We start from the raw sequence: 12108 nt of genomic DNA, 5'->3' as shown, positions 1-12108 counted from the left end.
CTCACCTATCCACCGGCACCGCCAAATGTGTATAAAACACACACCCCGCACCAAACAAGACACCACCACGACCCCCGACATCACACTCCTCGACTAACCCGGCACCTCGCCCCCACCAACCCGCCGACCTGAAATAGCGAGCAACCACGAACCACAAAGAAAACCGCGCCACTACCTACCGAGTCAATCCACCTCGCGCGCGATCACGGCGCGAACGGCGACCCCACAAACACCAACACGCACACCAACGATCGGTGCAATTCGCAACAACGCTGTCCCGCATTGCATTTCGCAGAACAGTAAATAAGCGTCACTTATCCATGAAATGTAGCTGCACCCGAGGTTCACCGGCGTCCATGTACCGGAAGACGAGTTCGGGCACGGCTGGCCCCGCTTCGCGCAGGCCTCGAGCTCGGCGGCGACGCCCGCTTTGGCGCTGTTGGCGGCGTCGTCGGCCGGCTCGACCCACTCCGACCACTCCCGCAAGGGAAGATTCGGAGTCTACCCACACTCGGTGTACTCATGCGACGAGTACCCCCAGGGTCCGTCAATACTGCTGGAAAAAGCTCTGTACGGTTCCCGAAACTTCTCTCACACACGGCTTCGTTCAGGCTTTAATCTCAGGCTGAGCGGAGTGAAATAGTTTGTCAGATAAGATTTTTCGGTTGCGTAGGCGAGTTCTGGAAGGGCGTTAGTCGCCATTGTCGGCCAGCCACGCTGATAACGCGGCCTCGGCAAGCTCGTCGTCTGTGAGCTCGAGTTCCCGAGCGCGCTGTTGCACGTCTTCGAGGAGGTGCGCGCCGACCTTCCCCGGGATTTTCTGTGCTTCTCCTGCAGGTTGCGGCGTTGGTGCGGTGCGTAATTCGTCTCGGGGGAACAGGTCGATGAGGGACATCATCTGTTCGGCCTTGATTTCCATTGGCTGTCCGCGGACTGCCCACCTCAGGACTTTGGCATTGGCCGACTCTTTGCAGACGCCTTTGTTGTGTACGAAGTCGTTTCGGATGAGGCGGAGGTCGCCGAAGTAGTCGATCAACACGTCACTGGTGCGAATTTTCGCCTCCGCGCGTTGGTCGAAGTATCCGGCGATTCGCTTTCGGAACTGTTCGTCCCAGAGAGCGAATGCGTAGGCAAACCATTGCGCGTAGGCGACAGCTTGAACCTCGGGGTAGTTGTCGAGGGTTTGCCGACCTCCCACCGCCATCCAGATGTTGGCGCCAGAGTCAATGGCGAAGACGAGGTCTTGCATGTGGATGCGGCCGGCATCAGCCTTGTCGACGTAGGTGAGCGTCTTGGCGTCGAAGTAGTGTCCAACGTCGTGGTCCCGGTGGCCTTGCAGGAACCGTTGGTGCTGTTGCACCCATTCGTGCACCTTTTCGACGAGCACGTTGTGGGAGGTCATGGTCACGACGAGGGATACCAGCAGTGCACGCTCGAGCTCGTCGATGATTTCGTCGATCGATGGATTCGGGTCAGTAATTCGCCCTTCGAGGAGCGGTATCGCGGCCTCGGCGGCGGAGTCCAGAGCGTGGAGGCTGTCGGGGAAGCCGTCTCCGAAGGTGAAGTCGCGCAGTACTCGCGACACGTCTTCGAGGATCTGTTTCAGCCAGGAGTCCCCGCTGAGACGCTGGCTTTCGAAAGTGAGGGTGAGTGGATCCCGCGCTTCTAGCGTCATCACTCGCCGATCTCTTTCGCTGATGACGCGCACGTTCGGCATCTGGGTAGCAGCTTCGACATAGCGGTCAATGGCCTGGCGTGAGAGCCCCAGCACGGCGCGGGCCTTGCGCAGCACCGTGAGCCATCGCCTACTGCGACTTTGCAGATACATCGGCGTCCTCCTCGGTTCTGTCGAGGCCGAGCATCATTCAGCATGGGTCTCTTACTCTCGTGGAGGAGACCATAATGCCCTGCTACGACATTGAGGTGACCCGTGAAGGCCGCTGGTGGGAAATCCGCATTCCGGCTCTCGATGGCGTAACGCAGGCTAGTCCGTATGACGGCTCCTACCTGGTCGTCGGCAAGGTCGATTTGGTCGACGTCGCGATGGCGCCGCCGCAGTGGTGGCGGGGGACTGGGCCGACTCCGAGGTTCGAATATCGGGCCCGGGCCGGCACAATCCGCGAGCTGGGCATTCTCGATGCCGAGTCCGCGCCCGCGGTCGATGCGTTAGCACAAGAACTGGCCGCACGGTACGGCGTGCCAGTCCACACCTAGCCGTGTACAGCTACGCGCATTATGGGTCCAGTTGCGCACGTAGTTCTATGATTTTCGCGTGGTGAGCTGCTAGACGCGGTGACCTACCAATCCACGACGGCCGTGTTGCCGTTAAGGCATCCCCAACCTCGATGCAGACGATTCCTAGAACTTGCCGCAAGTAGGCTTCGCCTCCGGCGACAGCGAAGATGCGATCGATGGCGTCGGCGGCGGCCGTGAACTGACCGAGATGTAGATCCGCGATGACCTCGAAATTGTCGAGCATGATGATTTGATGCACAGCGGAAAGCTGGCTTCGTGCCGACTGGATCACTGCCAGTGCAGGAGCGAATTGACCGCTCTTCAAGGCCTTTTCGATCGTGTTGATTATGGCTGAGTCTGGGATCTTCGACAGCCGTTGACGCTTAGCGATCGCGGCTAGCTGTTCGGCAAGCTCACGGGCCTCGGAAGTGCCAAAGCCGTTGATTGACTGTGCTGCTTGGATTGCTAAGGGATAGACAACGTCGCCACGCTTGGGCTGGTCAGTGAACTGCTCAAGAGTCGTGAGTTCCGCGATGGCGCGTTGCGCCATCCGGGCAGCTATGTCAAAGCCTAGATTTCCGAGCTTGGCATCGGATATCGCGTCGCAGGCAGCCTTCGCGACCGCCCCGCGCGCATACACGGTAAGCGTCACGTCTGCAGACTCTTCGAGAACCTGGTCGAGCAATCCGACGCCACGTTGATACTCTCCGCGTACGGCATAGCAGTTGGCGATCTCAGCCCTCAAAAATATTTTGGCACAACGGAATACGTAGAAAACCTGAGCGTTAGCATTTTCGGTGACGGTGATGTCATCGACAAGTTTGAGTATCCATTCGCCGTGTGTGAGTAGCTGTTCGACAGGGAAAAATGCGCCTGTTCGGCGAAAGGCGATGATCCATCCGTACAGGCAACCCATGAAATCACCGAGTAGGGCGATGAGGTCGGCCTCACGGGGCGCTGCCTGCTGATGGATCGTCCGCAGGATCTCGTGAACGAGCGGATGAATATTGATCGTGTCACTCGCCGGATTGGATGCCCCCGACGCATCAATGTAGAGGCGTCGCTGTGCGATCGTCTGTGTCCTCAGATTTGTGAGAATCGCATTTCGACGCTGCTGGCTAGCCACTACCGGTGACGGCGGATTGGTCAGATCGATTGTCACGGAATCAATGTCGACAGTCTGCAAGACTAGGTTCAGTGGGATGAGCTCCGGCGCGAAGAATGCTGAATGATAGACAAGGAGTTGGGTCTCGCGCTTATAAGCACCGCCGGCGCCCGCAGTCTCTCCGAGTCGGCTGACCGCGAACCGAATTGCCGCGAACGCGGTCTTATCAAAGTCCCGGGGCCTTGCTGAGTCGTCGTCGAGGAAGTCCGCAAGACTTGCGAAGTACTTAGCTGAAAGCTGACTGATGTCCTCGTCGGCATTACGAAAGTATGATGCTGCCATAGCAATTGCGAGTGGAAGCCGCTCAAGCCGATTAACGACATCCCGGACCACGTCAGAATGGGCCCCTGATTCGAGGCCAGCGTAGGCTTCAAAGCATTCCACCGCCTCGTCTTCTGTAAAGGATCCGACATGTAGTTGGGTTGCCGTCGGCGCCCAGCCCGTACTGTCGTTTGTGGTCACGACCACCAAGCCACACCCGCTTGTCGGAATGAATGACGCTATGTCCCCTGCGGATTGCGCGCCGTCGAAGACAAGTATGAAAGGCCCGCTCCGGCGCGACATTTCAGTCTGGAAAGCGGCGCCGAGGTCGCTCGCCGAAGCGACGTCGACTTCTAGCCCCGCCAGGACGTCTTTGATCCTGGCCTGCACAAGGTCGACCGAACGGGAATCGACCCAGCACACTTCTTCAAAGAAGTGCCTGTTGAGGTGGCAGAAGTCGGCCGCAATGGTGCTCTTCCCGAAACCGGTGACACCCGTGAGTATTACAACTTTGGGGTTGCGCGTCGTCACTGACTCAGTGAAGAGTTCGGTGATAGTGGCCAGTTCATCGGTTCGCGCCACGGCTGAGACAAGTCGGGGAACCTCGATGAGAGGCACGCCCCAGTCAAATCCCCTTAGGGCGTGAGCTACTTGAGTATCGGGTAGACACAGCAACGCTTTGAGGTCTTCACCATTGAGCCGACGTGATGATAAACCTGCTGCAGATTCGAAGATCGAATCCATCAGCAGCGCGGCCAGTAACCCAACCGAGCGTTCGCCAGGCCCCAAGGCCTGGTCTCGGCGTAACTCGCGAATGAGCTCCAGGATCGCCTGTTTGATGTCCATGGCACTTCGCTGATCGCGCAATACAACTCGGGCCGGGTCTGATTGTCCGCCCGTGATCTCGTCCGCGACGACGACATAAACCTCGTGGCCGTCTGACGACATCGTCGGCGGCCCGCAAGATTCGAGGAGCTTTTTCGCAAGAGGCTTGTTGGTCAAAATCACAGCCTCGCCAGCACTTGTTCCTAATCGCTCGAAAAACAACGACGCGTCCGAGTACCTCAGCGGATTCGTACCCGAGGGAGTCTTTGAGGACTTGACCTGCACGCGCCGAACCACGTTGCCGTCGACCTCTATTCCGAAGTCGACGATGTCATCGTCAGCATCGCTGGCGTTTCCGAGATCTGCGCGCGTCGGTTCGACGATTAGCGCGAGTCCAGTGAGATTGTCGGCACGTTCCTTGACGATGTGGAGAATTTCCTCCGCTGCTGCGAGGTACTGTCGCCGAAAGCCGTAAGCGGCGATCGTGCCGCCATCAATCGTCACTGTCGATCCTCGCCGGGTGCGGCAGCGCCGTGCAGCCACTGAACAGCAATGGCACGGGACTGCACAGGATGTGGGTCACTAGATGCGTTCCAACCCGGGAGCGCCGACGATCCATCGGCACTGGAGGAATTCTGGCGCATTTGGGCTTAGCGCCGTGGTGATCGTCCGGGCGGTGCCGGCCGGATCCGGGTAGGCATCTCCAAAGATGACTGCCCGGATGCAGTTTCCTAGCGGGAGATTGATGGGTGTGTCGAGCTCGTGGTTTTCGAGATCGCGATCAACGACGGCTAGTCGGAGCTCCCTCTCGTAGTCCCACTCGGTGTTCTTGGTCATGTGAAGGCCGGACATCGTGTACCTGGTTTCGAGGAAGTTGTATAGCGCCTCGTCCAGTGCGGCTTGGTCGGCGAAGGCGCCAGTGATGTCGATGCGAATTGGCCTGTCGGCGTAATTGATTCGCCCCCAGTTGCGATATCGGCTGGTCTTGAACCCAACGTGTTCTTCGAGGGCTTCGCAAACTGCGGGAAAGTCAAGGACCAGACAGACGCCTTCGTGGGCATTCGCGTAGTTGGCCCACATTGGCGCTTTGGCCCATCCTCGGTGAAACAGCGAGTCCGGCTCGGCGTCTGGGCTGCGGTCCCGGTCGAGGCTCAGTGACATCAGGTGGGCGCTGCGCCGCAGCACGTCGTCAAGGCGCTGTGTCATCTCGGCATTGGTGTAGGGATGGATCGCGGTAAGACTCCCAGTCGATTCCCACTGCTTCGCTTCGCGGGGGTCGTTCATATTCGACCAGACATTCATGCGCAGGCCGCGGTATCGGATGGTCGCGTCCAAGCCGTCCGAACCCATGTACCGGAATACGTATTCGGGCAGTCGATCCCGGGGCAGCGCCGGGATGGTTGGGTCCGTCAGCCAGTCAAAGAGGCTCGTCACAACGTCAGTCTGGCACCGAATGCTTTGCCTATCGTGCTCAGGCACAGGATCAGAGCGTGGGTCGGATGGTTACTGCGCGGTGATGAAAGTGCGTACATTGCTGGGCCAGGTCCAATCCCATTGTGGGTCCTGCGTAGCTGGCCACTGTGTACCGATGGGGCCGACGGGGCAACCAGTAGTGAAAAGTAGGTCCACTGTGGCTGGCTCCAGCTGGGTCTGCTGGGCGGCCTGCTTGAGCTGGGTGCGTTGTTGGGCCGATCGGCGTGACCACCACTCCTGCAACTGCTTCTCGGCGAACATCGCGTAGTCCTACCTTTCGGATTTACGATGGAACTGTGACCGATCCATCACAGGCTGCCGAAAATCAGCCTAGACCGCAGGCCGAGTCGACGCCGGAGCCTCCTCCGGACGATCTTGGGTGGGTCGAGTTCGAGTTCGAGTTGCGGAGTCAAGACCCGCGCGGCATCGAGCGCAGGATCATCGAGCGCGGGGACTAGTCGAAACCCCGCCGTATGACCACCTCGGGCAGCGAGATTTACGCCGCGTTCATCGATGCGGCATTGAAGGCCGAGAATGATCGCCGCGATTCTGTTAACACTCGAGCCGCCTCGGCAGTCACTAGCGCCACAGGCCTGATTACTTTGGCGCTCGCCGTATTTGCCGTGCTGGTGGGCAAAGACCACGCCTTCCCTGAGTGCGCCAGGCCCTTCCTCGTTGCTGCTCTAGCGTTCCTTCTCGGCGCAGGGGCATGTGCTGTCGCAGCCGGATTCCCGTGGCGCGGGTATGTCGTTAAGGCTCGCACGCTCGACAAGATGATTAACGCGCGCCGCAACGATTCCGAAGAGGTAGCGCGTCGTGCGGTGTCTTATGCCAACATGGTGACGCTTGTGGCGGCCAGGGCCGGGACGACCGTCAAGGTGTGGCTGCTGCTTGCCGCTGGAATCTTTCAGATCCTTGCTATCGGCGCTCTCGGATTCTGCATATGGGCAGTCGTGACCGATCAGCCCGATTCCGACGACCCGGCGCCTGCTTCCTATCTCGACTACATCGGTGCGGCCGCCAGCAGTCGTTTCATCAGTTCCCCCTTGTGATTGGTTGGGTGATCGACCAGTCTCAGCCGCCCGACGGGGGGGAGGTTTTAGCGACGCCAGTGAAACGTCTCGTTCCGGGCCATCAGCTGACGGTGCTCCCAGCCGGCCCGTGCAGCCAGCAGCTTTCCGGCGTCCGGCCACCAGGACCGACCCCACCAGTGTCTTGCTAGACCCCTTTAGGGCATGGAATCCGACACTTTGAGGCCTTCTGGCTGATAGCCCGCCGGCGCCACGACCGCGAAGGTCGGCTGACCATCGAACTGGAAATGGACGGTGCTGCCGTCAGCCAGTTTGAGCCAAACCGTGCCGTCCTGTTCCTTCGTGTAGTTGTTCAGGAAATTGAAGATGTCGGCAACCGACTGGTCCTCGTCCAGGTCAAACACTGACCCGTTGATATGCAATTGCGCCACCTGTCGGGTGTCCCTCCTATTGGGCGTATTTGCCGCAGGATCGCGGCGAGGTCGATGCTATCCCCGCCACCCGTTACCCCTTGGCCTAGTTTGTTCCCCTGACCGGTTCTGTGGTCGACCAGTGGTCGGCCGCCCGACGGCGACGAACGGGTGGAAGCGTTCGCTGCTGAAAGACGGCCTTGGCGATCTGCCGCCGGTGCTCGAAGTCGGCCCGAGCGGCGATCGCGTGGCGCTGGCGCTGGCGCCGGTCCACGACCACCGCGCATACCACGATCAGCACCGGCACGAAGAACCACGGGTAGGCCAGCAGCACGCCGACGACCGTGTACCCGGCCGGCAGCGCGAACAGCACCGCGGCGATCGGATGCCGATCCGCCCAGCTGCCGCGGGAGGTGTGGGCCTCAAGCCCACACCTCCGGCACGCGGTCATTGGCCCTCGACCAGTCCGAAGCCGGCAACATGGCCGGTCCACGCATCAACCTCAGCGGCAGCATCGAGCAGAACCGATGCCAGCTTTCGGGCCTGCTCGCTGGTGAGTCCTTCGCCGATGTACGGGCAGATGTCGATGCGTGGCTCATCCTCGCCGTTGTCGACGCTGCCGTCGGGCAGCTGCATCCCACTGGTCCGCACTTCGGCGATTACTTCGGCCGCTCCGTTCAGCACGACACGGTCCACGCCGCGAAGAGGCGGCACTCGTTGTCCCAAAACGCCCAAGCGTCTTCGTCAGCCATGGCTCCGGCGGGCAGCGGGACGTCAGGTCGCGGATTGAGTGTGGTGGTCATGGCTAGCTACCTCTCAGATAGGTTGCTAGCTCCGTAATCGGCTGGCCCATATTTGGCCCATGGCGTCCGGTGCGGGTCCGGGTTATGGCCCTTGAACTGCATCGAACGTGGTGCGCGATAATGGGATTGAACCAGCTATCCCCCATGCTCCGACACGTTGATGGATAACCGCTGTTATCCGTCAGCTATACGTGTACCTCACTCTCGGTCAGAGTTGCCCGCAATGCGGCGGCATGCCGACACATCTCATGGACGGTCGCTGAGATAAATAAATCGGGGTGTGGCACATCGACCTCGCGTCGGAAGGCGGCGTAAAGCACAGCCCGGTTCGCCGCCTCGGCGCAAGACCGGATCCCGCCACCGAGCAGCTCCGGAACGGTATGGCCTGCGTATTCCTATGGTCGGTGCTTGGTCGGTGAACGCGCGACACGCCGTGGTTCCGAGTGGTACCGGATGGTGCTAAATCGGCTGCTCACGGCACCCTTCGCCTTCCCCATGAGGAGGGCTTTCAGGCTCTCCTAAAACCACTGTCGGCGATTAGGCCGAAGGAGCGCAGATCTCCAACGAAGGCTTTGAAACCATCCGTGTCGATGCAGGTCACCTGAGGCTGGGATCGTTGACCGTCGATGGGTCCGAACCAGAACCACCGAGCGTCGGGTACGACAGCCCCACCAATTTTGCCGTCACTTTGCCGTCAACCCCCACGAATCGGGGCGAACAACGGCGGACTGCCACGAATGCGTATTCGCAGGTGGCGGGCATGCACGAATACCTCCGAACCCGGCCGAATTGGGCTTCACTCGCCTTGTAAGCGAGCGGTCGTCAGTTCAATCCTGACAGGGGGCTCAGACCTTCAGTTCCTCTCGGTGCCGGCAGAGGCGCTTCCGGCGTCGGACAATCGTGCGGTTGCGACGTCCTTGCCCACATTTTGCGGGGCGGCCCGACTTCAGCGTTACCCAAACCGCCAACTGACTAGCGTGTCTCGGGGGTCGCTTTAGACTTGGCGGGGTGGCGGATGTGCTGCACGTCGGCAATGAGGGGCTGCAGCTATTTGCAGCGCACTGCGCGATGGTGTCAGCGGAGTTGGTCGCCGCGACCCCGCTGCCCGGCGTTGGACTACCAGTCCGAGCGACGTCTGGCGTTGTCGGTGCTGCCCATGCGGACCTCGATAAAGCCATCACGGTGCTGTCGGAAAGAGCGCAGGCAAGTACGGCCAAAGCCGCTCTGCCTAGCGCCCACTTTGCACTGACCGACGCTTCTGGTGCGCAGCAAGTCGCTGCTATCAGTGCCTCGATATCTCAGGTTTAACCAGTGGCGGGGGTCGGTGGCAGTGGAGTGCCAAGCCTGTCGGAGGTCCAAGCCTGGGATGTCGCTCACCTGGAAAGTGCGGCCAGCAATTGGAAAGCGACTGCCGAGCTGTGGGAGTCCTCATTCAGCTCGATTCATCGGGCTTCGGTGTCGCCGGGCGGGGCGGTGTGGGAAGGTGTCGCAGCTGAGGCGGCTCAGGAAAGAGCCTTCGCTGATCTGGTCAAGGTACGAGGGCTGGCTGATGTCCTCCATGAATCCGCCGCGATAGCGCGCAGGGGAGCTGAGACTCTCGATTCTGCCAAGCGCAGTGTGCTTGATGCGGTCGAGGAGGCTGACAGCGCCGGATACGTGGTCGGCGAGAACCTTTCGGTGGCTCCACCACGAGGCGGTATGGCGGCTCAGGCCCAAGCCCAGCTATACGCCGCCACCATTCAAGATCGCGCCGCGCAGTTGGTCGCCCAAGACAAAGCAATCGCGGCCAAAATCGCCACCGCGAGCGCACCTTTGAATAGCGTCAGTTTCCCCGAACCGCAGGAGTCGCTTCCGGCGCGGGCGCTCGGCGCCGGTTTCAAGTTGGACCATGAGTGGGATCCCTACACCGATCAACCCGCGCATGGGCCCTTCGAACCAGTCACGCCAGCACCACCGCAGTACGATCCGAAAACCGGAACGGTCCAAGGCGGCGGGGGCGGCGGCGGTCCCATCGGCGGAAAAGGCGGCTTTGGCACGGGCGGCGAAGACGGTGGCGGGGAGCCGCAAAATGTGCGGGACACACTGCAACAGATCGATGCGGGAAGATGGCCTGGGTCAGCCAACGCCCCGGGCACCAAGGGCGGAAGCCGTTGGGACAACGACCCGCCTGAACCCGGCCAACACCGACCACTGCCGACAACGGACTCGTCAGGCAAACCGATCATCTACCAAGAATGGGATGTCAATCCGAAGGGGTCCGGCAACCGCGACTCGGAGCGCATCGTTACTGGCAACGACGGATCCGCGTGGTATACCACTGACCACTACCGCACGTTACACCGGATTCGATAGCGGCAGCAGACACTATGAACTTAGACCAATTCATCTCCCGGGCCGCCGGACACGGCCCTTGCGTGGGCGTGCATCGTGAGATGCCATCACCGTTGGCGGCACCGGCTAGTGTCGAGGTCCGAACGGTCGACGGGGCACTGGTCAAAACCCTCGACGGGCTCTATGACGCCTTCGCGGAGGTTTGGCATTTCCCGCCCTGGTTCGGGCGTAATGCGAATGCTTTCAATGACTTCATGCGGGACCTGGACAACATGGTTCAAACAGCTACCGGAAGGCAGCAGCCTGCTCGCGGGTACGTGACTGACGTGACCAATGCTCACCTACTGTTGATCGAACAACCGGAAGCGTTTTCATGGTTTGCCAATAAAATGGCGTTCTACCGCGATTACTACCGTGACGAACTCAGCCCGCCAGCGGCCTTCGGCTTATTGCTTTCCGCTCCCGCCGACAAGCGACACGAAGTCCGCGAACGCTGGATGTCCGTCGGCATCCAAGTCGCGGAAGTAGACGTCTAAACACGTCCGGACGCGCCTGGAACGCACGCCGATCGGCCCGCCCTGGCTGATCGGGCCCGATTATTCGCGCCGGCGTCGCGTCGCCGCGCATCGCGGCCATCGACTGACCGTGCGGCCTGGCGAGGATCGTGGCATCGAGTCGACCAGCAGGCGAGTCGGCCAGGCGCACTTACATTTTGGTGTATCGGGCCATGGCGAAGCTGTACAGGCCGTAGGTGATGATTCCCAGGCCGGCGGCGATCAGGAGTGCTGCGCCGTAGGGTTGGGCCCCGAGTGTTTTGAGGGCTCCGTCGAGTCCGGTGGCCTTGCTCGGCTCCGAACGCCCCACCGCGACAACGACCAGCACCCCTGCGACGGCGATAACCAGGCCTTTAGCGATGTAGCCCACCACGCCCAGTCGTCGTACCAAGTCGCTGGAATTGCCCTTGAGGTCGTCGAGAAAGTTGCGACTGGCCCCCTTGTAGACGTGATATCCGCCCACCGCAACGATGACGACACCGCCGGCTATGAGTGCGATCGTGCCGGCGCCGGTCTGCATCAGGCGTGCGCTCATCGCCGAATTCTGTTGACCTGTGGACTTCCCGGCACCCCGGGCGAATCCGAATGCGGAGAACGCGAACCCGAAATAGACCACCGCTAACGCGAATGCCTTCACCCGGTCCAATGCTTCCGATGCTGCGCCTTGGGATTTCGGATCGGTCGACCGACCGAGCGCTGTTTCGACAAGGCGCCACAGCGCCATCGCTACAAGCGCGACCACGACAACCCACAGAGCGACGGTGCCACCCGGTTTGGCCGCAAGTGCCGCTAACGCCCCGGATTGGTCAGCGGTGCCGCCGCCGACGCCGAGAGCAATCCGGATCGCGAGGTAGCCGATCATCAGGTGCAGCAGGCCACTCACGATGTACCCGGCGCGGGCGAATCGTTCGAACACGCTGTTTTGGGCGATCTGTGTCGCGAAGGACGACGAAGCGTGGTCAGACATTGCTGGCGGTACTCACCTGGTGAGTACCCGAAGAGCAGTACGTGTGTGGTCGA

General features: G+C 60.8%; 12 protein-coding genes, 1 tRNA gene and 1 pseudogene. 6 read left to right on the top strand and 8 right to left on the bottom strand.

The window, feature by feature from the left end:
• Positions 1-691: 691 nt before the first annotated feature.
• Positions 692-1828 carry a hypothetical protein gene (locus MNAB215_RS11970; protein WP_245830269.1) on the bottom strand — a complete coding sequence of 379 codons (1137 nt, stop codon included), beginning with the start codon at positions 1826-1828 and terminating at the stop codon, positions 692-694.
• Between the two features lie 74 nt (positions 1829-1902).
• On the opposite strand from MNAB215_RS11970, the gene MNAB215_RS11965 reads away from it, so the two are divergent.
• Positions 1903-2214: a hypothetical protein gene (locus tag MNAB215_RS11965; protein ID WP_077079053.1), complete on the top strand. Its 312-nt coding sequence runs from the start codon at positions 1903-1905 to the stop codon at positions 2212-2214.
• 19 nt (positions 2215-2233) lie between these two features.
• Here the strand turns inward: MNAB215_RS11965 and MNAB215_RS11960 are convergent, their stop codons facing one another.
• Both MNAB215_RS11960 and MNAB215_RS11955 read right to left on the bottom strand, forming a co-directional pair.
• Entirely contained in the window at positions 2234-4990 is a 2757-nt protein-coding gene (locus MNAB215_RS11960; RefSeq protein WP_077079052.1) for an NB-ARC domain-containing protein, read from the bottom strand.
• A 78-nt stretch (positions 4991-5068) separates the two neighbouring features.
• Complete coding sequence (locus MNAB215_RS11955; protein ID WP_077079051.1) at positions 5069-5920, bottom strand: DUF2971 domain-containing protein; 852 nt, start codon at positions 5918-5920, stop codon at positions 5069-5071.
• 512 nt (positions 5921-6432) lie between these two features.
• On the opposite strand from MNAB215_RS11955, the gene MNAB215_RS11945 reads away from it, so the two are divergent.
• Positions 6433-7011: a hypothetical protein gene (locus MNAB215_RS11945; RefSeq protein ID WP_077079049.1), complete on the top strand. Its 579-nt coding sequence runs from the start codon at positions 6433-6435 to the stop codon at positions 7009-7011.
• 176 nt (positions 7012-7187) lie between these two features.
• On the opposite strand, the gene MNAB215_RS11940 is transcribed toward MNAB215_RS11945, so the two are convergent.
• The 4 genes from MNAB215_RS11940 to MNAB215_RS30510 all read right to left on the bottom strand — a co-directional run bounded on the left by MNAB215_RS11940 (position 7188) and on the right by MNAB215_RS30510 (position 8203).
• The gene (locus MNAB215_RS11940) at positions 7188-7394 is read right to left on the bottom strand and encodes a hypothetical protein (protein ID WP_131829104.1); all 207 of its coding nucleotides are present in this window, start codon (positions 7392-7394) and stop codon (positions 7188-7190) included.
• A 112-nt stretch (positions 7395-7506) separates the two neighbouring features.
• Positions 7507-7851: a hypothetical protein gene (locus MNAB215_RS11935; RefSeq protein WP_077079047.1), complete on the bottom strand. Its 345-nt coding sequence runs from the start codon at positions 7849-7851 to the stop codon at positions 7507-7509.
• Positions 7848-8084, bottom strand: a complete 237-nt coding sequence (locus tag MNAB215_RS11930) for a hypothetical protein (protein WP_131829103.1) — start codon at positions 8082-8084, stop codon at positions 7848-7850. Before MNAB215_RS11930 ends, MNAB215_RS11935 begins: the two co-directional genes overlap by 4 nt.
• Positions 8078-8203, bottom strand: a complete 126-nt coding sequence (locus tag MNAB215_RS30510) for a hypothetical protein (RefSeq protein WP_281253313.1) — start codon at positions 8201-8203, stop codon at positions 8078-8080. The genes MNAB215_RS11930 and MNAB215_RS30510 overlap by 7 nt, the downstream gene beginning before the upstream one ends.
• A gap of 783 nt (positions 8204-8986) precedes the next feature.
• Between MNAB215_RS30510 and MNAB215_RS29735 the strand changes: the two genes are divergently transcribed.
• The 4 genes and pseudogenes from MNAB215_RS29735 (at position 8987) to MNAB215_RS11910 (ending at position 11070) form a co-directional block, all read left to right on the top strand.
• Positions 8987-9049: transfer RNA gene (locus MNAB215_RS29735), tRNA-Leu, on the top strand.
• Positions 9050-9211: 162 nt separating this feature from the next.
• Positions 9212-9511, top strand: coding sequence for a hypothetical protein (locus MNAB215_RS11925; RefSeq protein ID WP_077079045.1), 300 nt, complete (start codon positions 9212-9214; stop codon positions 9509-9511).
• A gap of 747 nt (positions 9512-10258) precedes the next feature.
• Positions 10259-10555, top strand: a pseudogene (locus MNAB215_RS30210) (ribonuclease domain-containing protein); the annotation flags it as partial.
• A 14-nt stretch (positions 10556-10569) separates the two neighbouring features.
• Positions 10570-11070 carry a barstar family protein gene (locus MNAB215_RS11910; RefSeq protein ID WP_077079043.1) on the top strand — a complete coding sequence of 167 codons (501 nt, stop codon included), beginning with the start codon at positions 10570-10572 and terminating at the stop codon, positions 11068-11070.
• 169 nt (positions 11071-11239) lie between these two features.
• Here MNAB215_RS11910 and MNAB215_RS11905 read toward each other — a convergent pair whose 3' ends face one another.
• Positions 11240-12055: a DUF1206 domain-containing protein gene (locus MNAB215_RS11905; RefSeq protein WP_077079042.1), complete on the bottom strand. Its 816-nt coding sequence runs from the start codon at positions 12053-12055 to the stop codon at positions 11240-11242.
• Between the last annotated feature and the right edge of the window lie 53 nt (positions 12056-12108).

The organism is Mycobacterium numidiamassiliense (assembly GCF_900157365.1).
In the GTDB taxonomy this organism is placed as follows: domain Bacteria; phylum Actinomycetota; class Actinomycetes; order Mycobacteriales; family Mycobacteriaceae; genus Mycobacterium; species Mycobacterium numidiamassiliense.
The sequence above is the reverse complement of the archived record's forward strand: the minus strand, read 5'-3'. Positions and strand labels throughout refer to the sequence as shown.

Coding starts and splice junctions, on each gene's coding strand:
- MNAB215_RS11970 (WP_245830269.1), bottom strand. CDS start 1,828: ATGTATCTGCAAAGTCGCAGTAGGCGATGGCTCACGGTGCTGCGCAAG.
- MNAB215_RS11965 (WP_077079053.1), top strand. CDS start 1,903: ATGCCCTGCTACGACATTGAGGTGACCCGTGAAGGCCGCTGGTGGGAA.
- MNAB215_RS11945 (WP_077079049.1), top strand. CDS start 6,433: ATGACCACCTCGGGCAGCGAGATTTACGCCGCGTTCATCGATGCGGCA.
- MNAB215_RS11935 (WP_077079047.1), bottom strand. CDS start 7,851: ATGACCGCGTGCCGGAGGTGTGGGCTTGAGGCCCACACCTCCCGCGGC.
- MNAB215_RS30510 (WP_281253313.1), bottom strand. CDS start 8,203: ATGACCACCACACTCAATCCGCGACCTGACGTCCCGCTGCCCGCCGGA.
- MNAB215_RS11910 (WP_077079043.1), top strand. CDS start 10,570: ATGAACTTAGACCAATTCATCTCCCGGGCCGCCGGACACGGCCCTTGC.
- MNAB215_RS11905 (WP_077079042.1), bottom strand. CDS start 12,055: ATGTCTGACCACGCTTCGTCGTCCTTCGCGACACAGATCGCCCAAAAC.